The sequence below is a fragment of the Streptomyces sp. NPDC006687 genome (assembly GCF_040636215.1).
GTDB lineage: Bacteria > Actinomycetota > Actinomycetes > Streptomycetales > Streptomycetaceae > Streptomyces.
The window spans coordinates 112,358-138,326 of the sequence record NZ_JBEYJJ010000008.1 but is presented as its reverse complement, the minus strand read 5'-3'; the positions used below and the strand labels follow the sequence as shown (position 1 = coordinate 138,326).

Annotated in this window: 27 protein-coding genes; 11 read left to right on the top strand and 16 right to left on the bottom strand. The window is 72.3% G+C overall.

The annotated features are described in order from the left end of the window. The first annotated feature begins 15 nt into the window (after window positions 1–15). The 4 genes from ABZ716_RS12850 to ABZ716_RS12835 all read left to right on the top strand — a co-directional run bounded on the left by ABZ716_RS12850 (window position 16) and on the right by ABZ716_RS12835 (window position 4,065). Window positions 16–609: a TetR/AcrR family transcriptional regulator gene (locus ABZ716_RS12850; RefSeq protein ID WP_358811122.1), complete on the top strand. Its 594-nt coding sequence runs from the start codon at window positions 16–18 to the stop codon at window positions 607–609. A gap of 133 nt (window positions 610–742) precedes the next feature. Then, window positions 743–1,765, top strand: a complete 1,023-nt coding sequence (locus ABZ716_RS12845) for an SGNH/GDSL hydrolase family protein (protein ID WP_358958579.1) — start codon at window positions 743–745, stop codon at window positions 1,763–1,765. Between the two features lie 244 nt (window positions 1,766–2,009). Continuing rightward, complete coding sequence (gene ctaD / locus ABZ716_RS12840; RefSeq protein WP_358958577.1) at window positions 2,010–3,668, top strand: cytochrome c oxidase subunit I; 1,659 nt, start codon at window positions 2,010–2,012, stop codon at window positions 3,666–3,668. Beyond that, window positions 3,658–4,065, top strand: coding sequence for a cytochrome c oxidase subunit 4 (locus ABZ716_RS12835; RefSeq protein ID WP_358958575.1), 408 nt, complete (start codon window positions 3,658–3,660; stop codon window positions 4,063–4,065). Before ctaD ends, ABZ716_RS12835 begins: the two co-directional genes overlap by 11 nt. Window positions 4,066–4,078: 13 nt before the next feature. Here ABZ716_RS12835 and ABZ716_RS12830 read toward each other — a convergent pair whose 3' ends face one another. Beyond that, window positions 4,079–5,704, bottom strand: coding sequence for a cytochrome b N-terminal domain-containing protein (locus tag ABZ716_RS12830; RefSeq protein WP_358958573.1), 1,626 nt, complete (start codon window positions 5,702–5,704; stop codon window positions 4,079–4,081). Between the two features lie 146 nt (window positions 5,705–5,850). Here ABZ716_RS12830 and ABZ716_RS12825 point away from each other — a divergent pair, with 146 nt between their 5' ends. Continuing rightward, a complete protein-coding gene (locus ABZ716_RS12825) occupies window positions 5,851–6,270 on the top strand; it encodes a helix-turn-helix transcriptional regulator (protein ID WP_351883138.1) in 420 nt (139 codons plus the stop codon). Window positions 6,271–6,280: 10 nt separating this feature from the next. Next, window positions 6,281–6,697, top strand: a complete 417-nt coding sequence (locus tag ABZ716_RS12820; RefSeq protein WP_358958570.1) for a VOC family protein — start codon at window positions 6,281–6,283, stop codon at window positions 6,695–6,697. 118 nt (window positions 6,698–6,815) lie between these two features. Here ABZ716_RS12820 and ABZ716_RS12815 read toward each other — a convergent pair whose 3' ends face one another. The 14 genes from ABZ716_RS12815 to ABZ716_RS12750 form a co-directional block, all read right to left on the bottom strand. Further along, window positions 6,816–7,763 (bottom strand): aminoglycoside phosphotransferase family protein, encoded by a 948-nt coding sequence (locus tag ABZ716_RS12815; protein ID WP_358958567.1) that lies wholly within the window; start codon window positions 7,761–7,763, stop codon window positions 6,816–6,818. Window positions 7,764–7,780: 17 nt separating this feature from the next. After that, entirely contained in the window at window positions 7,781–8,428 is a 648-nt protein-coding gene (locus ABZ716_RS12810; RefSeq protein ID WP_355965397.1) for an OmpA family protein, read from the bottom strand. A gap of 4 nt (window positions 8,429–8,432) precedes the next feature. Further along, the gene (locus ABZ716_RS12805) at window positions 8,433–9,023 is read right to left on the bottom strand and encodes a hypothetical protein (RefSeq protein WP_358958564.1); all 591 of its coding nucleotides are present in this window, start codon (window positions 9,021–9,023) and stop codon (window positions 8,433–8,435) included. Between the two features lie 30 nt (window positions 9,024–9,053). Beyond that, on the bottom strand, window positions 9,054–9,695 hold the full coding sequence (locus tag ABZ716_RS12800) for a pilus assembly protein TadG-related protein (RefSeq protein WP_358811130.1): 642 nt from the start codon (window positions 9,693–9,695) through the stop codon (window positions 9,054–9,056). An 11-nt stretch (window positions 9,696–9,706) separates the two neighbouring features. After that, a complete protein-coding gene (locus tag ABZ716_RS12795; RefSeq protein WP_355965480.1) occupies window positions 9,707–9,937 on the bottom strand; it encodes a hypothetical protein in 231 nt (76 codons plus the stop codon). A 125-nt stretch (window positions 9,938–10,062) separates the two neighbouring features. After that, entirely contained in the window at window positions 10,063–10,752 is a 690-nt protein-coding gene (locus ABZ716_RS12790; protein WP_358958562.1) for a response regulator transcription factor, read from the bottom strand. A gap of 71 nt (window positions 10,753–10,823) precedes the next feature. After that, window positions 10,824–11,738 carry a DUF5936 domain-containing protein gene (locus ABZ716_RS12785; protein ID WP_358958559.1) on the bottom strand — a complete coding sequence of 305 codons (915 nt, stop codon included), beginning with the start codon at window positions 11,736–11,738 and terminating at the stop codon, window positions 10,824–10,826. A gap of 18 nt (window positions 11,739–11,756) precedes the next feature. Beyond that, window positions 11,757–12,695: a type II secretion system F family protein gene (locus ABZ716_RS12780; protein ID WP_351883156.1), complete on the bottom strand. Its 939-nt coding sequence runs from the start codon at window positions 12,693–12,695 to the stop codon at window positions 11,757–11,759. After that, window positions 12,692–14,038 carry a CpaF family protein gene (locus tag ABZ716_RS12775; RefSeq protein WP_358811134.1) on the bottom strand — a complete coding sequence of 449 codons (1,347 nt, stop codon included), beginning with the start codon at window positions 14,036–14,038 and terminating at the stop codon, window positions 12,692–12,694. Before ABZ716_RS12775 ends, ABZ716_RS12780 begins: the two co-directional genes overlap by 4 nt. After that, window positions 14,035–14,412 carry a TadE/TadG family type IV pilus assembly protein gene (locus tag ABZ716_RS12770; RefSeq protein WP_358958556.1) on the bottom strand — a complete coding sequence of 126 codons (378 nt, stop codon included), beginning with the start codon at window positions 14,410–14,412 and terminating at the stop codon, window positions 14,035–14,037. The genes ABZ716_RS12775 and ABZ716_RS12770 overlap by 4 nt, the downstream gene beginning before the upstream one ends. Continuing rightward, window positions 14,409–14,780 carry a TadE family protein gene (locus ABZ716_RS12765; RefSeq protein WP_358811136.1) on the bottom strand — a complete coding sequence of 124 codons (372 nt, stop codon included), beginning with the start codon at window positions 14,778–14,780 and terminating at the stop codon, window positions 14,409–14,411. Before ABZ716_RS12765 ends, ABZ716_RS12770 begins: the two co-directional genes overlap by 4 nt. A 3-nt stretch (window positions 14,781–14,783) precedes the next feature. Beyond that, a complete protein-coding gene (locus tag ABZ716_RS12760) occupies window positions 14,784–16,088 on the bottom strand; it encodes an AAA family ATPase (RefSeq protein ID WP_358958553.1) in 1,305 nt (434 codons plus the stop codon). A gap of 7 nt (window positions 16,089–16,095) precedes the next feature. Beyond that, complete coding sequence (gene cpaB / locus ABZ716_RS12755) at window positions 16,096–16,797, bottom strand: Flp pilus assembly protein CpaB (RefSeq protein ID WP_358811138.1); 702 nt, start codon at window positions 16,795–16,797, stop codon at window positions 16,096–16,098. Window positions 16,798–16,836: 39 nt separating this feature from the next. After that, the gene (locus tag ABZ716_RS12750; RefSeq protein WP_358958550.1) at window positions 16,837–17,733 is read right to left on the bottom strand and encodes a hypothetical protein; all 897 of its coding nucleotides are present in this window, start codon (window positions 17,731–17,733) and stop codon (window positions 16,837–16,839) included. Between the two features lie 396 nt (window positions 17,734–18,129). Here ABZ716_RS12750 and ABZ716_RS12745 point away from each other — a divergent pair, with 396 nt between their 5' ends. Next, window positions 18,130–19,824, top strand: coding sequence for a glycoside hydrolase family 18 protein (locus ABZ716_RS12745; RefSeq protein WP_358811140.1), 1,695 nt, complete (start codon window positions 18,130–18,132; stop codon window positions 19,822–19,824). Between the two features lie 139 nt (window positions 19,825–19,963). Then, a complete protein-coding gene (locus ABZ716_RS12740) occupies window positions 19,964–21,301 on the top strand; it encodes a M14 family metallopeptidase (protein WP_358958548.1) in 1,338 nt (445 codons plus the stop codon). Between the two features lie 55 nt (window positions 21,302–21,356). On the opposite strand, the gene ABZ716_RS12735 is transcribed toward ABZ716_RS12740, so the two are convergent. Further along, window positions 21,357–21,764 carry a RidA family protein gene (locus ABZ716_RS12735; protein WP_358958546.1) on the bottom strand — a complete coding sequence of 136 codons (408 nt, stop codon included), beginning with the start codon at window positions 21,762–21,764 and terminating at the stop codon, window positions 21,357–21,359. 210 nt (window positions 21,765–21,974) lie between these two features. Between ABZ716_RS12735 and ABZ716_RS12730 the strand changes: the two genes are divergently transcribed. Genes ABZ716_RS12730 through ABZ716_RS12720 form a run of 3 tightly spaced genes read left to right on the top strand, consistent with a single transcriptional unit; the run spans window position 21,975 to window position 25,928 of the window. Beyond that, window positions 21,975–23,255, top strand: a complete 1,281-nt coding sequence (locus tag ABZ716_RS12730; RefSeq protein ID WP_358958543.1) for an amino acid deaminase — start codon at window positions 21,975–21,977, stop codon at window positions 23,253–23,255. 19 nt (window positions 23,256–23,274) lie between these two features. Then, window positions 23,275–24,912 carry a D-aminoacylase gene (locus tag ABZ716_RS12725; protein WP_358958541.1) on the top strand — a complete coding sequence of 546 codons (1,638 nt, stop codon included), beginning with the start codon at window positions 23,275–23,277 and terminating at the stop codon, window positions 24,910–24,912. Between the two features lie 5 nt (window positions 24,913–24,917). After that, window positions 24,918–25,928, top strand: a complete 1,011-nt coding sequence (locus ABZ716_RS12720; protein ID WP_358958539.1) for a YdcF family protein — start codon at window positions 24,918–24,920, stop codon at window positions 25,926–25,928. The last annotated feature ends 41 nt before the right edge of the window (window positions 25,929–25,969 follow it).

Below are 25,969 nucleotides of genomic sequence, written 5' to 3'. Positions count from 1 at the left end.
TTCGTGGGGAGACACATGTCCAGCAGCTCCAGCGGCACGGGACCGCAGGTCAAGCGCGGCAACACGCGCCAGCGCATCCAGGAGGTCGCGCTGGAGCTCTTCGCCGAGCAGGGGTACGAGAAGACCTCGCTCAGGGAGATCGCGGAGCGGCTGGAGGTCACGAAGGCGGCGCTGTACTACCACTTCAAGACCAAGGAAGACATCATCATCAGCGTCTTCGAGGACCGCACGCGGCCCATCGACGAGCTGATCGAGTGGGCACAGGGGCAGCCTCGAACGCTGGAGACCAAGCGCGAGGTGCTGCGCCGCTACAGCGAGGCGATGGTCGTCGGCACACAGCTGTACCGCTTCATGCACGAGAACCAGGCGACGATGCGGGAGCTGAGCATCGGGGAGATCGTCAAGCGGAGGCTCTTCACCCTGGTCGAACTGCTGCGTACGGACGACGGGCCGCTGGCGGACCAGGTGCGCTGCGTGAGCGCCCTGTTCACGCTGCACGCGGGGATGATGTTCCTCCAGCACGTGGACGAGGGCGACCCGGAGGCGACGCGGCTGGCGGCGCTGGAGGTCGCCACGGACCTCATCACCCGCGCCCACGGCGGGGAGTGAGGAGCCTTCGCGGACAGCCACTCCATCGGGTGGTTTGCGCCCTGATCGACTACGCTGCGTAATCGCGCGCGTTACGTTATGTCATACCCGCCGGTCGAGACGGTCGCCCGGCGCCTGACGTAAGGACGTAGCCGTGAACGCCGCGACCCGGATCGCTCTCGCCACCGCCACCACCCTCGCCGCGGCGGCCGCCGCGCTCGCCCCGGTCTCCGCCGCGCCCGCGGCGGCCGCCGCGGCACCGGCGCTGAACTACGTCGCGCTCGGGGACTCCTACAGCGCGGGGGCCTTCGTCCGCCCCTGGGACGAAGGGGACGGCTGCGGCCGCTCGGCGGTGAACTACCCCCGGCAGGCGGCCGCCCGGCTGAAGCTACGGCTGACGGACGTCACCTGCTCCGCGGCCGAGGTCAGAGCCGGCGCGCTGGAGCCGCAGACCGAGATGGGCGGTCCGCCGTCCGTCCCGCCCCGGGGCGGCTGGACGGCGCGGCCGCCCCAGCTGCGGGCCGTATCCGCCGCCACCGACCTCGTCACGGTCGGCTTCGGGGGCAACTCCGTGGGCTTCGCCGGCATCGTCCAGAAGTGCGTCGAGGAGGGACTGGCCCGCTTCGGGCTGGGCCGGCCGTGCACCTCGTACTACTCCGGCGGCGCGGGCGCCACCGCCCTGGAGGGGAGGATCACCGCGCTCCGGGCCGACTTCGCCACCCTGCTGAAGGAGATCCGGAACCGGGCCCCGCACGCCCGGGTGGCGGTGGTCGGCTACCCGGCCGTCGTCGACGAGGCGGCCGGCTGCCGCTGGGGCACCTGGTCCCAGATGGGCACCGTCACCAAGGGGGACATGCCCTGGCTGGACTCCCTGGAGCGCCGGGTCAACACCCTGCTGCGCGAGCAGGCGGCGCAGTCGGGCGCGGCGTACGTGGACCTGTACGCCGGCAGCGCCGGGCACGGGGTGTGCTCGGCCGGCGGGCAGCGCTGGATGTACGGGATCAAGGACCAGCTGACCGGTGAGGGGAAGCAGCGGGACGCCCCCTCGGACGTGTGCCGGATGATCCCCGCCCAGGGGGAGGCGTGTACGGTCCTGCACCCCAACCTCGCCGGGGTCGCCCACCAGGCGGAGGTGGTCACGCGGGCGCTGGCGGCGCTGGGGGCGGCCGGACGGTGAGCCGCGCCGGCGCCGGCCCGCGCCCACCGCCCGCCGGCGCCGGCCCGCGCCCACCGCCCGCCGGTGCTCGGGCCGGGGGGCCGGGGATCCCCCGGGTGGGGGATATGGGGGCCGGGGGCGGGCCGGCTGCGGCGCGTCGGGCGGGCCGCAGGGTGGGGGGCCGGTAGTCGAAGGGGGTGCACGCCCGGCGGCGGGGCTCCGAGGCCGCAGGACCGTGAAGCTTCGAGGCTCCCTGGAGGACCCGATGACGGCGTTGGACCCCTCACCCCCGCCCGAGACGACGGCACGGACCGGCCGGCGGATCCGGCAGGGCTCGGCGGTCCTGCGCTGGCTGTCGACCACCGACCACAAGGTGATCGGCAACCTCTACCTGGTGACGGCCTTCTGCTTCTTCCTCTTCGCCGGGCTGATGGCCCTGGTGATGCGGGCCGAACTGGCCCGGCCGGGGCTCCAGATCGTCTCGAACCAGCAGTACAACGAGCTGTTCACCATGCACGCCACGATCATGATGCTGCTGTTCGCGACGCCGACCTTCACCGGCTTCGCCAACGCGGTGATGCCGCTCCAGATCGGGGCGCCGGACGTCGCGTTCCCCCGGCTGAACGCCTTCACCTACTGGGTCTACCTGTTCGGCGGCCTGATGGTGGTCTCGGGGTTCCTGACCTCCGACGGGGCGGCGGCCTTCGGCTGGTTCGCGTACGCACCGCTCAACGGGCCCGTGTTCTCCCCCGGGACGGGCCCCGACCTGTGGGCGATGGGGCTGGCCGTGGCGGGTCTGAGCACCATCCTGGGCGCGGTCAACTTCATCACCACGATCGTCTGTCTGCGCGCGCCGGGCATGACCCTGTTCCGGATGCCGATCTTCACCTGGAACGTGCTGTTCACGTCGATCCTGGCGCTGCTGGCGTTCCCGGTGCTCACGGCCGCCCTGCTGGCCCTGGAGGCGGACCGGAAGTTCGGCGCGCACGTCTTCGACGCGGCCAACGGCGGCGCCCTGCTGTGGCAGCACCTGTTCTGGTTCTTCGGGCATCCCGAGGTCTACATCGTGGCCCTGCCGTTCTTCGGCGTGGTCAGCGAGATCGTGCCGGTCTTCAGCCGCAAGCCCATGTTCGGCTACGCGGCCCTGATCGGGGCGACCATCGCCATCACCGGCCTGTCCGCGACCGTGTGGGCGCACCACATGTTCGCCACGGGCGCGGTCCTGCTGCCGTTCTTCTCCCTGCTGTCGTTCCTGATCGCCGTGCCGACGGGGGTGAAGTTCTTCAACTGGATCGGCACGATGTGGCACGGCTCGCTCTCCTTCGAGACGCCGATGCTGTGGTCGGCCGGCTTCCTCGTCACCTTCCTGCTGGGCGGCCTGACCGGGGTGCTGGTCGCCTCGCCCCCGCTGGACTTCCACCTGACCGACAGCTACTTCGTCGTCGCCCACCTCCACTACGTCCTCTTCGGCACGATCGTCTTCGCCACCTTCGCCGGGTTCTACTTCTGGTGGCCCAAGCTGACCGGCCGGATGCTGGACGAGCGGCTGGGCAGGCTGCACTTCTGGACCCTCTTCCCCGGCTTCCAGCTGACCTTCCTCGTCCATCACTGGCTCGGCGAGATGGGCATGCCGCGCCGGTACGCCGACTACCTGGCGTCCGACGGGTTCACCCTCCTCAACACCCTCTCCACCATCGGGTCCTTCCTGCTGGGGCTGTCCACGCTGCCGTTCCTCTACAACGTCTGGAAGACCCACCGCGGGGGCGAGCGGGTGACGGTCGACGACCCCTGGGGCTGGGGGCGTTCCCTGGAATGGGCGACGAGCTGCCCGCCGCCCCGCCACAACTTCCACGCCGTGCCGCAGATCCGTTCGGAGTCCCCGGCCTTCGACCTGCACCACCCGGAGGTGTCCCGTGAAGGGTGAGGCGTGGCTGTTCACCGGAACGGCCCTGTTCTTCGCGGCCACCACCGTCGTCTACCGCTGGTTCTCCGCCGATCCGGCGGGCAGCTCGGCGCTGTGCGTGTCCTTCGTGATGTCGGCCCTGGTCGCCGCCTTCCTGTGGCGCCAGCACGTGCGGGGCGGGGAGCGGCCGGAGGACCGGGGGGACGCCGAGGTGCTGGAGGTGTCCGGCCGGGAGATCTTCTTCCCCGACCGCAGCTACTTCCCCGCCGTGACGGCGCTCGGCGCCGCGCTGACGGCGCTGGGGGTGGTGCAGGGGCTGTGGCTGTGCCTGATCGGCTTCGGGGTGCTGGCGCCGGGGATCCTCGGCTTCGCCTTCCAGCACGTCGACCACCCTGAGCACGCTGAGCGCCCGGAGTAGCGGTGCAGCGGTGTCACGGGGCCGGCGGGCGGTCGGGGCCCGCCGTCACCTCGGCGATCTCCCCGCGCTGTCCGGGCGTCACCGGGTAGGCGACCCGGTCGCGGTAGTACCAGGAGCTGATGGCCGCCCGGGCCCGCTCCAGCAGCCGGCGCGGCAGCGAGCGGGTCGGGTCCCGGTCGTCCTCCAGCGGGCGGGGCCGGTCCCCGACGAGCATCACGTACCGCTCGTCGGCCGGCAGCGAGCGGAGTGCGGGGTGGAAGCCGCCCTCGACGCCCTGACGCACCAGCCCCGTCTCCTCGCCCCCGGTCAGAAGTTCCCGCTCCCGGTCCTGCAAGGCCAGGCACAGCCGCCGGGTGAGCCAGAACACCGCCGCCGGCACCGCGAAGAACGCGGCGCGCAGGGTCCAGGTCAGCTCCGGCAGGGGCACGGCGAAGACGAACGCGAGGATGTCCTGGGCCCCGGCGAGCAGCAGTACGGCGTACCAGGAGAGGGCCGCCGCGCCGAGCCCCGTCCGCACGGGCCGGTCGCGGGGGCGGTCGCACAGGTGCCGTTCGCCGTGGTCGCCGGTGATCCAGCGCTCGAAGAAGGGGTAGGCGTACAGGACGGCGAAGAACACCCCGGGCAGCAGGACGGCCGCCACGAACGGGTTCCACACCACCGTGTGTCCCCACAGCCGGGTCTCCACCCCGGGCATGAGCCGCAGCGAGCCCTCCAGGAAGCCGATGTACCAGTCGGGCTGGGAGCCGGTGGAGACCAGGTCGGCGCGGTAGGGCCCGTACGCCCAGATGGGGTTGACCTGCGCGACGGCGGCGAGGGCGGCCAGCAGCCCGGCCACCGCGAGGAACAGCCCGCCCGACTTGGCGAGGTACTGGGGGAAGAACGGCTGCCCGACGACGTTGCGGCCGGTCCGGCCGGGTCCCGGCCAGTGGGTGTGCTTGAGGTGGACCACCAGCAGCAGGTGCACGGTGATCAGGCCCAGCAGGAGGCCGGGGACCAGCAGGATGTGCACGGGGTAGAGGCGGGGGACGATGTCCGTGCCCGGGTACTCCCCGCCGAAGGCGAAGAACCCCAGGTAGGTGCCGACGACCGGGACGGACATCGCGATGCCCTGCGCGATGCGCAGCCCGGTGCCGGACAGCAGGTCGTCGGGGAGGGAGTAGCCGGCGAAACCCTCCAGCGTCGCCAGCGCGAAGAGGGTGACCCCGATGATCCAGTTGAGCTCGCGGGGGCGGCGGAAGGCTCCGGTGAGGAAGACGCGCAGGAGGTGCGCGCCGATGGCGGCGAGGAAGACGATCGCCGCCCAGTGGTGGATCTGCCGGATGAGCAGCCCGCCGCGGACGTCGAAGCTGATGCGGAGGGTGGAGAGGTACGCCTGTGACATCCGGACGCCGCGCAGCGGCCCGTACGAGCCGTGGTAGGCGCTCTCGCGCATGGAGGGGTCGAAGAAGAACGACAGGTACACCCCGGTCAGCAGCAGCACCGCGAAGCTGTAGAGGGCGAGCTCCCCGAGCAGGAACGACCAGTGGTCGGGGAAGACCTTCCGTACGCCGCCCCGCAGGACCTCGGCCAGCGGCAACCGCGCGTCCAGAGCCTCCCCGCCCCGCACCACCGCCCGCGTCCTGCGCTGGAAACCCGGCACCGGCGTCCCTCTCCTGTCATCGGGCGCGTACGCGACGCCACGCTACCGAACCGGCACACTCCGGGACACAACAGACACGAGCCCCGTCGGGGTACGCGTACCGCTTCCACGGCGGGCGGATTCCGGCCCGTGAGAGGGTGGACGGTGTGAACCTGGAGGACCTCGCCCGGCTCCGCCGGGCCCGTGACGCGATGGACCGCGACTACGCGAAGCCGCTGGACGTCCCCGCCCTGGCCCGGATCGCCCTGATGTCGGCCGGTCACTTCTCCCGCAGCTTCCGCGCCGCCTACGGGGAGACACCGTACGGCTATCTCATGACCCGCCGCATCGAACGGGCCAAGGCCCTGCTGCGGCGTGGGGACCTGTCGGTGACGGAGGTCTGCTTCGAGGTGGGGTGCACCTCCCTGGGGTCCTTCAGCTCCCGTTTCACCGAGCTGGTCGGCGAGTCGCCGAGCGCCTACCGGGCCCGCGACCACGGCGACAGCGCCGCCATCCCCGCCTGCATCGCCAAGATCCACACGCGGCCGGTCAGGAACGGAGAAGCCGAACCGGGCACGCGTGGGTAGCGTCGGAGGCATGGGAATCAAGCTTTCGCAGTGCTTCATCGCCGTCGACGACCACGACAAGGCCATCCCGTTCTACCGGGACGTGCTCGGCCTGGAGGTCCGTAACGACGTCGGGTACGAGAACATGCGCTGGGTGACCGTCGGCTCGCCCGCACAGCCGGACGTGGAGATCGTCCTGGAACCCCCGCTGGCCGACCCGAACGCCTCCCCCGCCGACCAGCAGGCGGTCGCGGAGCTGATGGCCAAGGGGATGCTGCGCGGGGTCATCTTCACCACCGACGACGTGGACGCCACCTTCGAGCGGATCCGGGCGGCGGGCGCCGACGTGCTCCAGGAGCCGATGGACCAGCCGTACGGGGTACGCGACTGCGCCTTCCGCGACCCGTCGGGCAACATGCTCCGCTTCAACCAGCCCCGCAGGACCTGACCCCTCCGGCCCACCCCGGCCCGGCCCGCCCCGTCCCGGCCCGTTCCGTTCAGGCGGGGGCCGCGATGGCCCGGGCACAGTCCGGAGACTCGGTGTGCGTCCTGCCACCCCCGCCCGGCTAGGAGCGGCGGGTGCGGCGGTTGGTGAGCAGGTTCGCCAGGTCGTCGGCGAATGCGGTGAGCCGGTCCGGGCGGGGGCCGGTGCGGGCCGTGCGGAAGCCGTGGTGGCGGCCCCACAGGGCCGCCTGGACGGCGTGGAACTGGGCCCAGCGCTGGACGCGCTCGCGGTCGAGTTCCGCGGAGCCGGCGAACACGTCCAGGACGCGGTGGACGGCCCGAACCGGGTCGTCCGCCGCGATGAGGCTCAGCGCGCGGGACTTGAGCAGCGTGCCGCCGTCGTACGCGGGGTCGCCCACGTAGCCCTTGGGGTCGACGGCCAGCCACGGCTCGCGGTCGGCGCGCAGGATGTTCCCGGCGTGGAGGTCGCCGTGGACGAGGGTGTCCGGCTGGCCGGGGCCCAGTTCCCGGACGGTGGCCACGGCCGCGTCCAGCGCCCGTCCCGGGAGGGGGTGCGTCAGTTCCGCGGCGTCCTCGCGCAGCTGTTCCTCCCAGGCGCCGGCCTGCTCGCTCATGCGGGGCAGGCCGGGCGGTGCGGGCACGGCGAGGCGGCGGTTGAGGCGGCCGGCGACCGTGACGAGCTCGTCGCCGTCCGCGGCCTGCGCCAGGGTGGCCGGGTGGGCGCGCTCCAGCAGCATCGCGAACCGCTCGTCGTCGCGCTCCAGGAGGTGGACGGCGCCGCGGCCGCGCCAGGCGGTGAAGGCGTCGGGCTCGTGGACGTTGCCGGGGTGCGGGAACGACACCTTCAGCACGGCGGGCTGCCGCCGGCGCCGCCACCGGACGGGGACGACGAGGCCGACGCCGCCGTGCGTGAGCTCGCCGTCGGGGGCGCAGTCCCAGCGGGCGAGGAGGTCCTCGACGAAGGCGGGGAGCCGGGCGAGCCAGGCGGCGCCGGGCTCGCCCTCGCGGTCGACGGTGGTCCGTACGAACGCCTCCGGCGGCTTGATCATCTCGGTACCGTACCGGGCTAACCGGCCGTGCCGGCCGCTCCGCGGGGGAAGGTGATCTCGACGCGGCGGTTCTTCTTGCGGCCCTCCTCGGTGCTGTTGTCGGCGATCGGGTAGTCCTCGCTGTAGCCGCGCACGTCGTAGGTGACGCCGGGGTTGGTGACGGTCTTCGCCAGCTCCGCCTGCACGGCGTCGGCGCGCTGCTTGGAGAGCTCCTGGCCGTGTTCGTAGCTGCCCTGGTCGTCGGTGAAGCCGAAGACGCGGATGCGGGTGGCCTTCTGGGTGTTGATCTCCTGCGCGATGGCCTGGATGCGGGCGGCGGCCTGGGCGTTGAAGACGGCGCTGTTCTCGGGGAAGAGGACCTCGGACTGGAGGGCCATCATGACGTTCTGGTTCGTCTCCTGCCGCCGCTGCTCCCCGCCGAGATCCTCGACGACCTCGGCGATGTCGAGCACCTTGACGGGGGCGAGGGTGCCGCCCTGGGGGATCTTGAGGCCGGGGGCGCGGGAATCGATGGGTACGGGCGCGGCGGCCGACGGCTCTGTGCCGGGGGGCACGGAAGGCTGAGGGTCATCGGCGTAGGCGGCGCCCGCGCCGACCAGGTGCGCACCCCCGATGACGAGGGCGGCGACTGCTGTGGATGTGGCTAGCCGGAGGCGTGTTGTCATCGGATCACCCGGAGATTTTGACGGTGGCCGAGGTGAAAGTGGGAAGGCTGAACTCCACCTCAGTGGTGGCGGACGGTGGTGCCGGGAACTGGGCGAAGAAGGGAACGGCCTGGCCAGGGTCGACGCTTGAGATGCCCGTGGTGCACAGACACCTCGACTCGGTGTCCCGAAGCACGTAGTAGCGCTTCTTGCCCGCCTTGTCCACGAGCGTGGCACCCGCCACTGACTCGCCGCTCCCCTTCAGCTCGATCCCACGCCAGTCCGACGTATGGGTGAAGGCTTCGCTGCCCGTGTTCTTGATCTGCCCGGTGACCGTCACGAAACCGCCGGAGTCCCGGCGTACCGAGTTGATGATCAGGGTCATACCGGCCTGCCCGCTCAGTGTGGCGATCACCTCGGTCGGCTGCGGACTCTGCCCGTTGCCCGATGCCGCTCCCTGGCTCCCGGCTCCCTGGGACTGCGGGGGTGAGGACTTCGCAGGGGCCTTCGCCTTGTCGTCGCTGCTGCCTCCACACCCGGCCAACGTGAGGGCGAGAACCGCCGCAACCGCAACGGCCGCTCCCCCGCGAACCTTCACCGTTTGCCGCATGCTCATGTGCGCTGCTTCCTTGTCCGTTGCTCGCTGTTAGTCGGTCAGTCGCACGTCGAAGAGGCTTCTCCCCAACGTGCGCCATGGAACGGGCTTCGCGGGGTCGAAGGTGATTTCCTTCCCCCCCTTGCACTGGAACTTCAGTGATGCGGGCTTGGGGATGGTGCCGTCGGAGGGCGGAGGCGTCTGGCCGGCGGACGACGAGGGCGCCGGCGACGGTGAGGGCAACTCCCCGAGTCGGCAGAGCGGTTCGATTTCAGCTGTGGCATCGGCCGTCCCGCGCATGCCCTCGGTTCCCGGAATCACCGAGCTTCCCACGGTCCTGGTGGTCTCCACCGCGACGGTGAAGCTGAGCCCCGTGGAGGCGCACGACGCCGTCGCGCCGTTCCTCTCGGCGAAGCTGTCGGCCTTCTCGCAGCCCCCGCCACCGAGCCGGTTGCCCTTGAGCACCTCGATCCAGTCCTTCGGTTGCAGCTCGGACAGGACCAGCCCCGGAAGGAGGTGGTCGCGCGCGTCCTGCGCTGCCGCCAGCGCCGCCGCGTCCGCCGCACCTTGCGCGTCGCTCCGGGTGACGGACGCCTGGCCGATGACGAAGAAGGCCAGTGCAGCGAACAGCAGCCCTGCCACCATGACCACGTAGAAGGGGAACGCCTGCCCTCGGTCGCCGTCGCGCCTCATACGCAACGCCGCTATCCGGCCTTGATGTTCTTCACCGCTTCCTTGATCCTCGATGTGATCTCCGAACCGATGCCGGAGCCGACGATCGCACCGATGATCACCACGACCACCAGGATGATGCCCAGGTACTCGAAGGCGGTCTGTCCCCGGTCGAGGTTCGCGTAACGCTTGCGGATGCGGGACACCGTCGTGTCCGTCCAGCCGGTCAGGCGGAGTTTCGCCTCGACCGACGCCTTCAGCAGCGCGTTGTGTGACATGGGCGTTCCCTTCGGGGCCGGTGCCGCTGTTGATTTGCGGACGGTACGTGGAGTGACGAGAGGTAACCAAGGGTCCCGGGGCCCATTTACGGACCCACTGCGCATCGTGTCTACCCATGTCCACTCACCCCCGGGCGGGCGGTTCCCAGCCAGTGGGCTATCGCCTCGCTTCTCGTGGTGCTCTGGAGTTTGGCGAAGATGCGGTTGATGTGGTTCTTCACCGTCTTCTCGCTGATGAAGCACGCCGCCGCGATCTGCTGGTTGCTCATCCCGGACGCGATCAGGTCCATGATCTCCACCTCACGGGAACTCAGGCCGAAGAGAACCGAGTTGTGCAGGCGGTCCGGGGACTGGGGTGCGGGACGTTGCGGGTGCGAAGAGGTGTGGCGGAGGGCGGTGAGGAGGACGGCGGCCGCCGTGGGGGTGAAGTGCGGGCGGCCCTCCCGGACGTCGTGGACGGCTCTCAGGAGCTCGTCCGGCGTGAACTCGCCGTGGACCAGATAGCCGCCCGCACCCAGCAGGAGCGATTCCCGGACGATGTCCGGATCCCGGCTGTAGGTGAGCATCAGGACCGGCGCCAGGCGCACCAGGTGCGGCAGGGCCGAGATGCCGTCCACGCCCGGCATGCGGACGTCGAGGAGGACCAGGTCGGGGGCGTGGTGGCGCGTCAGGCTGAGGGCCTCGCGGCCGTCCGACGCCTCGGCGACCACCTCGGTGGAGCCCGCCGCCGTCAGGAGGGCGGCCAGGCCGGCCCGTATGACCGGGTTGTCGTCGGCGATCAGGACGCGGAGGCCGGGCATCAGGGGGTGCCTTCCAGGGGGAGGGTCAGGTGGATCCGGGTGCCGGGAGCGCGGGTGGGGCCGGGACATGGTCAGCGGCCGTTCAGGAGGGCGGCGAAGTCCACGTTCGCGCCGTAGACGAAGCCGCAGACCAGCAGGATCAGGGTGCCGGGCAGCATGAACATCGTCACCGCGAACGTGGCCTTCGGGACGGCGCGGGCGGCGCGGCGGCGGGCGTTCTGGGCGTCCGTGCGGCGCATGTCCTCCGCGAGGGCGATCAGGGTGTCCACGATCGGGGAGCCCAGCTCCTCGCCCTGCTGGAGGGCGGTGACGAACTGGGCCACCTGCTCGCTGTCGTTGCGGCGGCGCAGTTCGTCGAACGCCTGGCGGCGGCTGACGCCCATGTCCATCTGCTGGAGCGTGATGCGGACCTCGTCCGCCCAGGGGCCCTCGTACTTGCCCGCCACGCGTTCCAGGGCCTGCCGGAAGCCGAGCCCGGCGCTGACGACGACCGCGAGGACGTCGAGGAAGTCGGGCAGGGTGCGCTCGATGTCGTCGCGGCGGATCCGGATCGCCGACCACAGGCCCGCCTCGATCCAGAACAGACCGAAGGCGATCATGAGGAGGGCGATGACGAGCTGGCCGTTCAGGAGCATCGCGAACGCGCCCAGGCCGCCGAGGAAGCCGTAGACCGCGCGCCGGGCCGCGTACCGGTCGATGGTCAGGCCCGCCGGGTTGCCCGCCCGGTCGATCTGGGCGCGCTTGCGGGCCACCCGCTTGGGCCCCATCAGCCGCAGCACCAGCGGCGCCCAGCGGATGCCGAGGCGGTCGACGAGCGAGCCGACGGCCGTCGTGCGCGAGGAGCCGACCTCCAGGGCGAAAGCGAGGTCGGTGGGGAGTTCGACGTCGGCGCGGTAGAGGCGGATGCCGTGCAGGACGCCGAAGACCGAGAGGGCGGCGGCCGCGGCGAGCAGGACCGGGAGGTAGGGGGTCAGGGTCGTGGTCATGGTGGCGTCGTCCTCCCGTCAGACGTCGATCTTCGACAGGCGGCGGATGAGGACGAAGCCGAGGGTGAACAGGCCCAGGGCGACCAGGACGGCCGTCTGGCCGATCAGGGCGCCGGTCATCCGGTCCAGCGCGCCGGGCATCATCAGGTCGACCAGCAGCAGCGAGCCCAGACCGATCGCCGGGACCAGGTAGGCGGTGACGGTGACCTGGGAGAGCTGCGTACGGATCTCCCTGCGCGTCTCCTTGCGCTGCTCCAGGGTGACCACCAGGTTGCGCAGGCTCCCCACGATGGCCCCGCCGGCCCGCGCCGACAGCACGAGGGTGGAGACCAGGACGACCAGCTCCCGCGAGGGCAGCCGCTCCGCGATCTCCCCCAGCGCCTCCTCGACGGAGTGCCCCACCGCGAGCCGGTCCGCGACCCGGGACAGCTCCTCCCCCGCCGGGGCCTCCAGTTCCTCCGCCGCCATCCCGATGGCCGTGCGCAGGGCGAGTCCGGCCTGGGTGGCGTTCGCGAGGATCCGGGCCAGCTCCGGCAGCTGGTTGACGAACCGCTCGGTGCGGCGCGCCCGCTGCCAGTCGAGGAAGGCGTTCGCGGCCCACAGGCCGATCAGGCCCGCGACCGGGCCGAAGAAGGGCGCCAGCAGGGCGGCGGAGACCAGCCACACCCCCGCGACCCCCACCAGCCCGGCGACGAAGAACTCGCCCGGGGTGAGGTCCAGGCCGGTGGTGGCCAGCTTGACCTCGATGCGCCGGCCGAGCTTCGTCCCGCGCAGGCGCCGGTCCACCCCGGGGAAGCGGCGTCTGCGGCCGGTGGTCTCCGGGGCCCCTTCGGCGGCGAGGCGTTCGACGAGGGCGGCGCGCTGGGCCAGTCCGGCGGCGTAGGCGTGCACCCCGAGGGAGACGAGCAGGCCGGCCAGCAGGGTGGCGCCGAGGGTGAGGAGGACGAGGTCGGTCACAGGACGGTCCGGGAGGTGAGCGGGTCGAGGTGGCCCTCGGGCGGGGCGACCCCGAACGCCTGGGGGATCGGCTGGTTGTTCATGTAGAGGCGCTCCGCGATCCGGCGCGGGAGGGGGGCGTAGGCGAAGTAGCCGTGCACGCGCCCGTCGGCGGCCATGGGCTGGGCGACGTAACGGCAGACCGTGGTGATGCGGAACGGTTCGCGGCCGTGCGAGTCGAGGACGGAGATCTCGGTGACGCGGCGCGAACCGTCGCCGAAACGGGTGAGCTGGACGATGACGTTGACGGCGCTGTTGATCTGGTCCTGGAGCGCCTCGAAGGGGATCTCGACCTCCGACATGGAGGCGAGGGTCTGCAGGCGCATCAGCGCGTCCTGGGAGCTGTTGGCGTGGACGGTGGCGAGGGAGCCGTCGTGTCCGGTGGACATGGCCTGGAGCATGTCGAGGGTCTCGCCGCCGCGGACCTCGCCGACGATGATGCGGTCGGGGCGCATGCGCAGGGAGTTGCGGACGAGGTCGCGGATGGTGATCTGGCCCTTGCCCTCGACGTTGGCGGGGCGGGATTCGAGGCGGATCACGTGCGCCTGCTGGAGCTGGAGTTCGGCGGAGTCCTCGATGGTGATGACCCGCTCGCCCTCGGGGATCAGGCCCGAGAGGGCGTTGAGGAGGGTGGTCTTCCCGGTGCCGGTGGCGCCGGAGACGATCAGGTTCATGCGCGCCTGGACCATCCCGGACAGCAGGAGCAGCATCTGCTCGTCCAGGGAGCCGAGCGCGATCATCTCGTGCAGGGTGAAGGCGCGCGGGAAGCGGCGGATGGTCAGGGTCGCGCCCGTGAGGGAGAGCGGCGGGATGATGACGTTGACGCGCTCCCCGCTGGGCAGGCGGGCGTCGACCATCGGATTGGCCTCGTCCACGCGGCGGTTGACGGTGGAGACGATGCGCTCGATGGTCTGCATCAGCTGCTCGTGGGAGGCGAAGCGGATCGGGAGCTGTTCGACCCGGCCGGCGCGCTCGACGAAGATCTGGTCGGGGCCGTTGACCATGATCTCGGAGATGGAGGCGTCCTCCAGGAGCGGTTCGAGCACGCCGAGGCCGAGGGCCTCGTCCACCACGCGGCGGATCAGCTGGGCCCGTTCGGCGGTGGACAGGACGGGGCCCTCGCGGCTGATGATGTGGCCCAGGACGCGTTCCAGGCGGGCCCGGCGCTCGGCGGGCGCGAGCGCGGACATCTCGGCGAGGTCGATCTCCTCCAGCAGCTTGGCGCGGTAGGAGGAGACGAGCCGGCCGTCCTCGCGGGGGCCGTGCCGGTCGTCGGGGGTGCTGACCCGGGATCGCAGGCTCATGGGCGGGCTCCGGTTGCGTCGGTCGGGGCGTCGTTGGGCATGACGGCGGTGGCCTCGGCCGGGTCGATGGACAGGCCGGGCACGAGCGAGCTGATGGGGATGGTCACGGTGGCGGTGACCGCGTCGGCGTCCTTGCTCACCTTCACGACGGGGGCGAGGCTCCCGCGGACGGCCGCCGCGCCCGCCGCCTCCCCGCCCGAGCCCTTGCGGGCCTCCACGCGGGCCGCGGTACGGGCGGCGGTGTCGGCCTGCTCGTGGACGTACGCGATCCAGCCCAGCTGGATCCCGCACAGCGCGACGAACAGCAGGATCGGGACGAACCCGATGTACTCCAGGGCCACCTGGCCCCGGTCCCGGCCCCGGTACCGGTTCATCGCGCCTCCTTCTCCGTCGCCGCGCCGCCCGTCCCCGTGATCTCCCCGAAGTTCAGGCCCGGGTAGAGGACCGGGATGCTGAGCTTGACCGTGGCCTTGTAGACGTCCCCGGACGGGCCGCAGTCCGCCCTCATGCCCCACGCTTCCCCGATGTGCTCGGCGGCGGCCGTCCGGCAGGCGCCGTCCCCGTGCACCGCGCCCGCCCGCGCCCCCTCGTCGGCGGCGTTCCCGGCGAGGGAGAAGGCGTAGCCGATCAGTACGCACTCCCACACCGCCGCCAGGAGCAGCAGGATCAGCGGGACCATGCCGACGAACTCCACCGCCACCTGCCCCCGGTCCCGGTCCCGCGCCCCCGGCCGCCCCCGCATCGCTCAGCCCTCCCGCCCGCGCCGCAGCCGGGACACCGGGCCCGCCGCGCGGACCGCCAGGGCGGAGCCGGCCCCGCGTCCGGCCCCCCGTCCGGCCACCGCCGCCGGGGACGGAGCGGAGGACCCGGCGGCGGACGGGTCCGCGAGCAGCCCCAGTTCCCCCGCCAGGGCCCACAGGGCCTGCTTGACCGTCGAGCGGTTGTCGAGGTCCTGCACCCGGCCCGCGTCCACCACCCCCTGGAGCTCCTTGAAGGCGGCGGGCACCGGGGTGCGGGTCGGACGGGTCCGGGTGATCTTCTCGATCAGCGCGGGCTGTATCTCCGTGTGCTTGCTCCAGCGGTTGACCACCAGCGCGGTGTCCTGCGCCTTGCGCACCTGGAGCCGCTCCCACATCCGCACCATCCGCTTGGCCGCGCGGACGGCGACCACGTCCGGGGTGGTGACCAGGACGGCCACGTCGGCCTGCTCGACGGCGGTGGCGTTGGCGCCGGTGACCTGGGTGCCGCAGTCGACCACGACCAGCTCGTAGCGGGCGCGCAGGGCGCTGAGGACCTGGCGGGTGGCGCGTTCGTCGAGGTCCTCGCCGCGCTCGCCCTCCGCCGGGGCCAGCAGCAGGGCCAGGCCGGTGCGGTCCTCGTAGACGGCGTCCTGGAGGACGCGGGGAGAGATGTCCTGGATGCCGGCGAGGTCGGCGATGGAGCGGCGGAACTGGACGTCGAGGTAGGAGCCGACGTCCCCGGCCTGGAGATCGAGGTCCACCAGGGCCGTGCGGCGTCCCGAGGCGGCCGCGGCCAGGGCGAACTGGACGGCGGTGAAGGTGGTGCCGACGCCGCCCTTGGCGCCGGTGACGGTGACCACCCGCCCGCCCGGGCCGGTGTTCGCCTGCGCGCCCAGGCCCAGGTGCCGGCGTACGCCCGCCGACCACTGGGCGGCGGCTCCGGTCCGGGCGGCGAGCTCCTCGTAGTGCAGGGGCAGCCCGACCAGGCCCCGCGCGCCGGAGTCCATGGCGGCGGAGAACACCGCGGGCCCGGTGTCCGAGGAGAGCAGGACCACGCCGACGGCCGGGAAGCGCAGGGCGACTTCGCGGACGAGTTCCAGCGCGGGGACGGGCCCGATCCGCTCGTGGACCAGGACCACCTCGGGCAGCTCGTCGACGGAGTCGGCGGCGAGCCGGCCCAGGATGTCGAGGAGGGAGGTGGAGTCGGGGACGGGCGGGGCGGGCTCGGCGTCGGGGAGCTGGCCGAGCAGGGCGACGAGGGAGCGGGCGGCGTCGGCGTCGCCCGCCGCGGGGAGGATTCGAATGGTCATCCGCGCCTCACTTGTCCCCGTCGAGGGTGTACGTGCGGTCGCCCGGGCTCGGGGCGGAGTCGGTGCCGGGGGCGACGAGGGCCAGGCGGACGTGCTCCGCGAAGGACTCGGCGTAGGCGACGCGCTGGGTGTCCTTGGTGTTCAGGGCGAAGGTGATCGGGACGGCCTCGGCGGGGCCCTTCTTGTCGCTGTCCTTGTCCAGCGCGGTGAGCTTGCCGACCCCCAGCACCCGGGCGTTGGCGACGATGATCACCGAGCGGGAGGGGTCGGCCTCCTTGGCGCCCTTGAAGGTGGCGATGATGTTGACCTTGGCCCCGGAGGTGATCTTTCCGGCCACACCGGTGGCCGCGTCGATCATGATGGCGATCTCCTGCTCCCCGGGCTGGAGCTTCGGCTGGTCGACGAACATGTCGCTCTGGAGCAGGGAGCCCTTCTTCAGGGTGGTGAGCGCGATCTTGCCCTGGAGGGCCCCGAGGTCGTCGACGGCGGTGTCCGGCAGCCACCGCTTGGGGATCTTGACCTCCTCGAACTGGCCGGACGTCAGGGCGCTGTACGGGGCGATGTCGCCCTTGACGCGGTACGCGACGACCTCGGCGCCGACCTTGGAGTTGACGTCGCCTATCACCACGAGCACCCCGGCGAACGCCGCGAGGGCGCACACGGCCGACAGCAGGAGCAGGATGACGCCGCGGCGCTGGCGTGAGTTCATGAGCCGTACTACCTCGCCGTTCTTCGTTCGTTCGGGCGGTCAGGATCCGGATCCGCCGCGGGCGGCGGCCCGTGGGGCGGCGTCGTCCCCGGGCGGTGGGGCGGCGAGCGGGGCGGAGCAGAAGCCGCAGCGGTCGCCGATGAGCTCGAAGCCGCACCAGCGGCACTGTTCGCGGCGGACCGAGGCGACGAGCCGGTAGAGGACGGAGACGTCCGGGATGGCGGCGGCGAACTCGACCAGCTTGGGGGTGGCCCACCAGCGGGCGGAGTCGGCCGGGAGGGGGTTCTCCATGACGCCGCCCACCTTCCAGGCGGGGGCCAGCTGGGCCGCGACCCAGTCGGAGGCCAGCTGTCCGCGCGCGAAGGTGAGGTGGGTGGCGAAGGCGGGTCCGGGGGGCAGCACTCCGCCGTGGGCGGGGGCCGCGGAGGCTCCGAGCCGGGCCAGGTGCGGCTGCGGGTGGGCGAGGACGGCGAACTGGGCGCCGGGCGACCAGGAGCGGGCGTGGGCCTTCAGCCCGACGGGGATCCGGTCCAGCCGGGCGACGCTGCCCAGCAGGGCGCCCGCGTAGACGTAGTGGGACAGCAGCCGGGCGGCGGAGGCGAGCACCCCGGGGCTGAGGTCGGTGACGGTGAGCTGGCGCAGCTGACGGGCCAGCACGGCCGTGCCCAGCGGCGGGAGGTCGATGTCGAGGAGGGCGATCCGGCCGGTCTCCAGGATGGCCCGCACGGTGTGCAGCCGGCGGACGGTGGCCGGGGGCAGCCAGGGCGGTACGAGGGCCACGAGGTGGCCGTGCCGTTCCAGCAGGGCGGTGGTCTCGGCGAGCGCGCTCTCCAGTCCGCTCTCGCCGGGCGGGCCCAGGACGGCGGCGCCCGGGGTGTGCCGGTCGGGGGCCGGCAGCACCAGATCGGCACTGGTGACAGCGATGGCGGTCGGCACGTGGATCCCCCCGTTCACCCTGTACGCGACGGCCGTTCCCCGGGCCGTCAGGTACGCGCACGAACGCCTGGGCGTACGCGCGGCGCTGCGCGACCGCAAACACCCGGCGCGCCTTCCCCCTTGCCCGAGCACCATATCCGCGTCTCCCTCGGCGGGTCAGGGGCTTGGTGATTCCCGTGCCGGAAGCACATGGCACAGGTGGCGCGAAACCCGGACAACCGGGATCCCGGAACCCGTTGTTTTCCAGCCAGTTCGCAAACACCCTTGACACCGAGATTGGTCTGGACCAACTTGGCTGCACGTCAGCTTCCGGTCGCGGGGAACCCCACTCCCCTCCGTCCGGATCCTTCGAACTCCCTTCCGCTCCACCCCTTTCACTCCCCCCACGGAGCCCACGTGAACCGCATACGCTCCCTCGCCCTGCTGGGCGCCGCCACCCTCGCCGCGGGCGGGCTCACCGCCCTCACGGCGGGTACCGCCCAGGCCGCCGACGTCAACGTCGCCCGCAACGGAGGCTTCGAGTCCGGCCTCACCGGCTGGTCGTGCTCCGCCGGCTCGGGCGCCGCCGTCCCCTCCCCCGTCTACGCCGGCTCGGGCGCCCTGCGCGCCACCCCGGCGGGCCAGGACAACGCCCAGTGCGGCCAGACCGTCACGGTCAAGCCGAATTCCACGTACACCCTCAGCGCCCAGGTCCAGGGCTCGTACGTCTACCTGGGCGCAACCGGCACCGGCACCCAGGACGTCTCCACCTGGACCCCCGGCTCCGGCGGCGGCTGGCAGAAGCTGTCGACCACCTTCACCACCGGGCCGAACACCACCCAGGTCACCGTCTGGACCCACGGCTGGTACGGCCAGAGCTCCTACCTCGTCGACGAGTTCAGCGTCTTCGGCCCCGACGGGGGCGGAGGCACCGACCCCGGCCCGGGCCTGCCCGGCGCCCCGGCGGGGGCCACGGTCTCCGGCCAGGGCGACCACGCGCTCACCCTCTCGTGGAACGCGGTCAGCGGCGCGAGCGGCTACCACGTCTACCAGGACGGCGCCCGCGTCCAGACGGTCAGCGCCACCTCCGCGCAGCTCACCGGGCTCGCCGCGGCCACCTCGTACTCCTTCCAGGTGAGCGCGTACAACGCGGCCGGAGAAGGGCCGAAGTCCGCCCCGGTCACCGGCACCACCACCGGCGGGGGCACCCCCAGCCCCAACCCCTCCGTGCCGAAGCACGCCCTGACGGGCTACTGGCAGAACTTCAACAACGGCGCGACCGTCCAGAAGCTCTCCGACGTCTCCGCCCAGTACGACATCATCGCCGTCTCCTTCGCCGACGCCACGTCCACGCCCGGCGCGATCGGCTTCACCCTGGACTCGGCCGGCCTCGGCGGCTACACCGTCGCGCAGTTCAAGGCGGACATCGCCGCGAAGAAGGCGGCGGGCAAATCCGTCGTCCTGTCCATCGGCGGCGAGAAGGGCACGATCTCGGTCAACGACTCCGCCTCCGCGACGAACCTGGCGAACTCCGCCTGGGCGCTGATGCAGGAGTACGGGTTCAGCGGGATCGACATCGACCTGGAGAACGGCCTCAACCCGACGTACATGACCCAGGCGCTGCGCGCGCTGGCGGCGAAGGCCGGTCCGTCGCTGGTCCTGACGATGGCTCCGCAGACCATCGACATGCAGTCCACGCAGGGCGGGTACTTCAAGACCGCGCTGGCGGTGAAGGACATCCTCACCGTGGTGAACACGCAGTTCTACAACAGCGGCGCGATGAACGGCTGCGACGGCAAGGTCTACTCCCAGGGCTCGGTGGACTTCCTGACCGCCCTGGCCTGCATCCAGCTGGAGGGCGGCCTCGACCCCTCGCAGGTGGGCATCGGCGTACCGGCCTCCCCCAGCGGGGCGGGCAGCGGCTATGTCGCGCCGTCCGTGGTGAACAGCGCCCTGGACTGCCTGGCGCGGGGGACGAACTGCGGGTCGTTCAAGCCGTCGAAGACCTACCCCGGACTGCGCGGGGCGATGACCTGGTCGACGAACTGGGACGCCAAGGCGGGTAGTACCTGGTCGAACGCGGTGGGTCCGAAGGTCCACGGGCTGCCGTAGGCGGTAGGTGTGTGGGGGTGGCTGATTCGGTGCGGTGTCCGGCTCCGGGTACGCCTGGGGCTATTGACCGGGACATGCCACAAGAGCACGCTGTGCGCGTCCGCACGGCTACCCCCACACTCCCCACCCAGGAGAACGCATGCGGCTCCACACCCGCCGGAGGGCCGCCGTCACGGCCGCCCTGCTGGCGCTCGCGCTCGGCGCACCCGCCTACGGCATGAGCGCGACGGCAGCCCCGCCGCCCACCCCCTCGACGGCCACCCAGGACGAGGCGGTCGTCCAGTACGAGGTCCAGGGCCCCTCCACCGCCGCCGAACGCACCGCCCTGCTGAGCAGCGGGGTCTCCATCGACGAGGTGGACGCCCGCTCGGTCGTGGTCAGCGCGACCCCGGCCCAGGCCAAGGCCCTGCGCGCCCGCGGCTACCGGCTGACCGCCCTGGCCGGACCGCCGGACCGCTCCGAGCGGGGCGTCGCCACCCGCCCGATGGACTTCCCCTCGGCCGACTCCAGGTACCACAACTACGCCGAGGCGAACGCGGAGATCGACCAGCGCATCGCCCAGTACCCCGGGATCATGAGCAAGCAGGTCATCGGGAAGTCGTACCAGGGCCGCGACATCATCGCCATCAAGATCAGCGACAACGTCGCCACCGACGAGAACGAACCCGAGGTGCTCTTCACCGCACACCAGCACGCCCGGGAGCACCTGACCGTCGAGATGGCCCTGTACCTGCTGAAGGAGTTCGGTTCCCAGTACGGGACCGACCCGCGGATCACGAACATGGTCAACAGCCGTGAGATCTGGATCGTCCCCGACCTCAACCCGGACGGCGGCGAGTACGACATCGCCACCGGCTCCTACCGCTCCTGGCGCAAGAACCGGCAGCCCAACTCCGGCTCCACGGCCGTGGGCACCGACCTCAACCGCAACTGGGACTACAAGTGGGGCTGCTGCGGCGGCTCCAGCGGCAGCAAGAGCTCCGAGACCTACCGCGGGCCGTCGGCCGCCTCGGCGCCCGAGGTGAAGGTGGTCTCCGACTTCGTCCGCAGCCGGATCGTCGGCGGCAAGCAGCAGATCAAGGCCGCCATCGACTTCCACACCTACAGCGAGCTCGTGCTGTGGCCCTTCGGCTGGACGTACAACGACACGGCGCCGGGCATGACCGCGGACGACCTGGCCGTGTACAAGAAGATCGGCACCAGCATGGCCGCCAGCAACGGCTACACGCCGGAGCAGTCCAGCGACCTGTACATCACCGACGGCACGATCGACGACTGGCTGTGGGGCGACCAGAAGGTCTTCGCCTACACCTTCGAGATGTACCCCTCCGACAGCGGCGCGGGCGGCGGCTTCTACCCGCCCGACGAGGTCATCGACCGTGAGACGGCCCGCAACAGGGACGCGGTGCTCCAGCTGCTGGAGAACGCCGACTGCATGTACCGCTCGATCGGCAAGGAAGCCCAGTACTGCGCCTAGGCGCGGCGGGCCCGCCCGGGGCGCCCCACCGCCAGGGGGGCGCCCTCCGCGCCGGTCAGTCCAGGACGGCGAGGGCGTCGATCTCGATCAGCAGGCCGGCGGGCAGGCCGACGTAGACCGTGGTGCGGGCGGCGGGGACCTTGACGCCCTGCTCCTCGAAGTAGGCGTTGTAGACCTCGTTCATCTCCGCGAAGTGGGCGGTGTCGGTCAGGTAGACGCGGATCATCATGGCGTCGTCCCAGCCCGCGCCGCCCGCCTCCAGGACGGAGCGGACGTTCTCCAGGGTCTGGAGGGTCTGCTCGCGCAGGGTCGGCCCGGCGACGACGGGCGGCTGCCCGGCGGCGCCCGGCAGCTGGCCGACCTGGCCGGCGACCTGGAGGATGTTGCCCTTGCGGACCCCGTGCGAGAACTTCGCGGGGGCGGCGGGGTGGGCGGCGGGGGTGATGGCGGTCTTCTCGCTCACGGGATCCTCTGCTGGGTTCGTGGTGGGGTGTCCGGTGGGTGGAGCGGTGCTCCGCACCGATGGTGTCAGCGCCGGGCCCGCCGGCGGCCGGGGCTCGAGCGGTTCGCTAGCCCGTACGACGCGCGCACCCCTGCCGGAACCACGGCCCGTTGACCCCTCGTCGTATGCGGTGTTACACCACAAGCACCACCCGCACCACCAGGAGGCCCCATGCCCAGCGACGCCGTCCGACGCCTCGCCGCCGAACCCGTCGACCACCGCTTCAAGGGCCTCCCCCCGGACGCCGAGGCCGCCGGCCTCACCGTCGGCGAGCTCGCCGCCCAGGCGCGGGACCTGTTCACCGGCGGGTTCACCACCCCCGTCCTGACCCTGGACGCCGACGCCCTCGCCCACAACCTCGCCGTCCTCGGCGCGTACGCCGACCGCCACCAGCTGGCCTTCGCCCCGCACGGCAAGACCTGCATGGCCCCCCAGCTCTTCGAGCGCCAGCTGGAGCACGGCGCCTGGGGCATCACCGCCGCCGTCCCCCACCAGGCCCGCGTCTACCGGGCCTTCGGCATCCAGCGGATCTTCCTCGCCAACGAGCTCGTCGACCCCGCCGCCCTGCGCTGGGTCGCCGCCGAACTGACGGCCGACCCCGCCTTCCGGTTCGTCTGCTACGTGGACTCCGTGCGCGGCGTCCAGCTCATGGACCGCGCCCTCCAGGGGCAGGGCGCGGTGGTGGACGTCGTCGTCGAGCTCGGCGCCGGCGAGGGCGCCCGTACCGGGGCCCGCAGCGACGAGGACTGCCGGGCCGTCGCCGACGCCGTGGCCGCGACCTCCACCCTGCGCCTGACCGGCGTCGCCGGGTACGAGGCCGAGGTGCCCGGCGCCGACCCGGAGTCGGTGCACGCCTGGCTGCGCCGGCTCACCGCCCTCGCCGTCGAGTTCGACAAGGCCGGGCGGTTCGGGTCCGAGGTGGAGGAGATCGTCGTCAGCGCGGGCGGCTCGGCCTGGTTCGACGCCGTCGCCGACGTGTTCGGGGAACTGCCCGCCCTGTCCCGGCCCGTGCTGAAGCTGCTGCGCTCCGGGGCGTACGTCTCCCACGACCACGGCTGGTACGGCCGCCTGACCCCCTTCAACCGGGTCCCCGAGGAGGGCGGGCTGCGCCCCGCGTTCCGGCTCTGGACGCAGGTCGTCTCGCGCCCCTCCCCCACCCAGGCGTTCGTCAACGCCGGCAAGCGCGACATCGCCTACGACCTCGGGCTGCCGGAGGCCGAGCTGGTGCGGGACGCCTTCACCGGCGCGGAGCGGGCCGCAACCGGCGTCCGGGTGGTCAAGCTGTCCGACCAGCACGCCTGGCTGGAGACCGGTTCCGCCGAGGACGTACAGGTCGGCGACTGGGTGGCGCTCGGGATGTCGCACCCGTGCACCATCTTCGAGAAGTGGCCGCTGATCCCGGTCGTCGACGCCGACGGGGCCGTCCGCGAGTACGTGCGGACCTTCTTCTAGGCCGCGGGCGGGCCGGGCGGTGGATCTCGTCATACGGGGCGCCCGTGTCGCCGACGGCAGCGGCGGGCCCTCCTACCGCGCCGACGTCGGCGTGCACGAGGGGCGGATCACCGCCATCGGCCGGCTGCCCGGCGGCGGGCGGCGGACCGTCGACGCCGACGGGCTGGTCCTCGCGCCCGGGTTCGTCGACATGCACGCCCACAGCGACCTCGCCCTGCTGCGCGACCCGGACCACAGCGCCAAGGCCGCCCAGGGCGTGACCCTGGAGGTCCTCGGCCAGGACGGGCTGTCCTACGCGCCCGCCGACGAGCGGACCCTGGCCGGGGTCCGCACCGCGATCGCCGGGTGGAACGGCCCTGGCGAGGACGTCACGTTCGACTTCCGCACGGTCGGGGAGTACCTCGGCCGGCTGGACCGGGCCCACGGCGGACAGGGCTGCGCCGTCAACGCCGCCTACCTCGTACCGCAGGGCACGGTACGGGCGTACGTGCTCGGCTGGGAGGACAGGCCGCCGACCCCCGCCGAGGCCGCCCGGATGCGGCAGCTCGTCGCCGAAGGGCTGGAGGACGGCGCCGTCGGGATGTCCTCCGGGCTCACCTACACCCCCGGCATGTACGCCTCCGGAGCCGAACTCGCCGGCCTGTGCGCGGTCGTGGCCCGCTACGGCGGCTACTACTGCCCCCACCACCGCTCGTACGGGCGCGGCGCCCTCGCCGCCTACGCCGAGATGCTGGCCCTCGCCCGGGAGACCGGCTGCGCCCTGCACCTCGCGCACGCCACCCTGAACTTCCCCGAGAACCGGGGCCGCGCCCCCGAGCTGCTGGCCCTGCTGGACGAGGCCCTCGCCGCCGGGACCGACGTCACCCTCGACAGCTACCCCTACACCCCCGGCTGCACCACCCTCGCCGCCCTGCTGCCCGGCTGGGCGCACGAGGGCGGCCCCGGCGCCCTGCTGGCCCGGCTCGCGGACGGCCCCACCGCCGGGCGGATCCGGCACGCGCTGGAGACGGAGGGCTCCGACGGCTGCCACGGGGTGCCGGTGGACTGGCCGTCGGTCGAGGTGTCCGGGACCACGGACCCCGCCTACGGCCACCACGTCGGCACCCGCCTCGACGGCTGGGAGAGCGCGCGCCGGCTGCTGCTGGGCGACCGGCTCGGCACCACGGTCCTCCAGCACGTGGGCCACGAGGAGAACGTGCGGGCGATCATGCGCCACCGGGTGCACACCGGCGGCTCGGACGGGATCCTGCACGGGGCGAAGCCGCACCCGAGGGCGTACGGCACCTTCCCGCACTACCTCGGCCACTACGTGCGCGAGCTGGGGGTGCTCTCGCTGGAGGAGTGCGTGGCGCACCTGTCGGGCCGGCCTGCGGCCCGGCTGCGGCTGTCGGACCGGGGGCTGGTGCGCGAGGGGTACCGGGCCGATCTCGTCCTCTTCGACCCGCGGACGGTCGCGGCGGGGTCCACGTACGACCGCCCGCGCACCCTGCCGTCCGGCATCCCGTACGTGCTGATCGACGGCCGGTTCGTCATCCGCGACGGCCGGCGCACCGATGTGCTGGCCGGGCGCTCCGTGCGCAGAACCCCCCTCACCGGACAGGGCGTTCGACCAGGACCATCGCCTCGGACGGCGGGACGCGGTCGGCACATACGATGAGCGGCATGGCCGCTTTCGTCCTTCCCGCCCTCTTCTTCCTCGCCCTGTGCGTCAGCGCGTTCAAGGACCGCCGCCGTTTCAGCAACGCGGTGCTGTTCGGACTGACCCTCCTCACGTTCTCGGCGGCCCTGCTGTACCAGGTGACGGCCCTGCCGGGGTGGGCCGCCCTGACGATCATCGGTCTGGCCTTCGCCGCGCCGACGCTCGGGACGATGGCCATCGCCGCCTTCCTGATCGCCAACGGGATGACGATGGTCCGCAAGGAGGGCACCAGCCCGGCCACCCTGCTGTCGCTGCTGGCGGGGCTGGGGATCTTCGGGCTGATCGCGCTGCTGATCGTCGTCCCGATGTTCCACTCCCCCGTCCTGAACGGGATGGCGGCGACCCTCACCGTGGTCGCGGCCTACGTCTCCTTCCTCTTCCTGTGCTTCCTCGGCTACGCCTTCCTCTACGGCCGCATCCGGGTGCGCGGGGACGTCGACCACGTGGTGCTGCTGGGTTCCGGCCTGGTCGGCGGGGACCGGGTACCGCCGCTGCTGGCCTCGCGGCTGCGCAAGGGGCAGGAGATCTACGTCGCCCAGCTGGCCCGCGGCTCGCGCCCGCCGGTGCTGCTGACCTCGGGCGGCAAGGGGTCGGACGAGCAGGTCGCGGAGGCGCGGGCGATGGCGGACTGGCTGATCGCCGAGGGGGTGCCCCAGGAGCACATCGCGCTGGAGGACCGGTCGCGGACGACCGAGGAGAACATGCTGTTCTCGAAGGAGATCATGCGGGCGGCCGTCCCGGGCTACCGCTGCGTGGTGGTCACCAACAACTTCCACGCCTTCCGGGCCGCGATGATGGCCCGCAAGGTGGGGGTGAACGGGCAGGTGGTGGGCTCGCCGACGGCCCGCTACTTCCTGCCGAGCGCCACCCTGCGCGAGTTCGTGGCGGTGTTCTGGGAGCACCGGGCGGTCAACCTGTCGATCTGCGGGGCGCTGGTCGCCATCGGCGCTCTGGCCACCCTCACCGTCCGCTGAGGCGGCCGCCGCGGGCGCCGACGTGCGTTCTTGGGCCCGGA

Bases quoted from the DNA above. Each gene is read 5' to 3' on its own strand.
- ABZ716_RS12820 (WP_358958570.1), top strand. From the start codon at position 6,281: ATGGGAATCAAGCTTTCGCAGTGCTTCATCGCCGTCGACGACCACGAC.
- ABZ716_RS12790 (WP_358958562.1), bottom strand. From the start codon at position 10,752: ATGCCCGGCCTCCGCGTCCTGATCGCCGACGACAACCCGGTCATACGG.
- ABZ716_RS12800 (WP_358811130.1), bottom strand. From the start codon at position 9,695: ATGAGGCGCGACGGCGACCGAGGGCAGGCGTTCCCCTTCTACGTGGTC.
- ABZ716_RS12785 (WP_358958559.1), bottom strand. From the start codon at position 11,738: ATGACCACGACCCTGACCCCCTACCTCCCGGTCCTGCTCGCCGCGGCC.
- ctaD (WP_358958577.1), top strand. From the start codon at position 2,010: ATGACGGCGTTGGACCCCTCACCCCCGCCCGAGACGACGGCACGGACC.
- ABZ716_RS12815 (WP_358958567.1), bottom strand. From the start codon at position 7,763: ATGATCAAGCCGCCGGAGGCGTTCGTACGGACCACCGTCGACCGCGAG.
- ABZ716_RS12740 (WP_358958548.1), top strand. From the start codon at position 19,964: ATGCGGCTCCACACCCGCCGGAGGGCCGCCGTCACGGCCGCCCTGCTG.
- cpaB (WP_358811138.1), bottom strand. From the start codon at position 16,797: ATGAACTCACGCCAGCGCCGCGGCGTCATCCTGCTCCTGCTGTCGGCC.
- ABZ716_RS12765 (WP_358811136.1), bottom strand. From the start codon at position 14,780: ATGCGGGGGCGGCCGGGGGCGCGGGACCGGGACCGGGGGCAGGTGGCG.
- ABZ716_RS12730 (WP_358958543.1), top strand. From the start codon at position 21,975: ATGCCCAGCGACGCCGTCCGACGCCTCGCCGCCGAACCCGTCGACCAC.
- ABZ716_RS12760 (WP_358958553.1), bottom strand. From the start codon at position 16,088: ATGACCATTCGAATCCTCCCCGCGGCGGGCGACGCCGACGCCGCCCGC.
- ABZ716_RS12720 (WP_358958539.1), top strand. From the start codon at position 24,918: ATGGCCGCTTTCGTCCTTCCCGCCCTCTTCTTCCTCGCCCTGTGCGTC.
- ABZ716_RS12810 (WP_355965397.1), bottom strand. From the start codon at position 8,428: ATGACAACACGCCTCCGGCTAGCCACATCCACAGCAGTCGCCGCCCTC.
- ABZ716_RS12850 (WP_358811122.1), top strand. From the start codon at position 16: ATGTCCAGCAGCTCCAGCGGCACGGGACCGCAGGTCAAGCGCGGCAAC.
- ABZ716_RS12775 (WP_358811134.1), bottom strand. From the start codon at position 14,038: ATGAGCCTGCGATCCCGGGTCAGCACCCCCGACGACCGGCACGGCCCC.
- ABZ716_RS12805 (WP_358958564.1), bottom strand. From the start codon at position 9,023: ATGAGCATGCGGCAAACGGTGAAGGTTCGCGGGGGAGCGGCCGTTGCG.
- ABZ716_RS12770 (WP_358958556.1), bottom strand. From the start codon at position 14,412: ATGAACCGGTACCGGGGCCGGGACCGGGGCCAGGTGGCCCTGGAGTAC.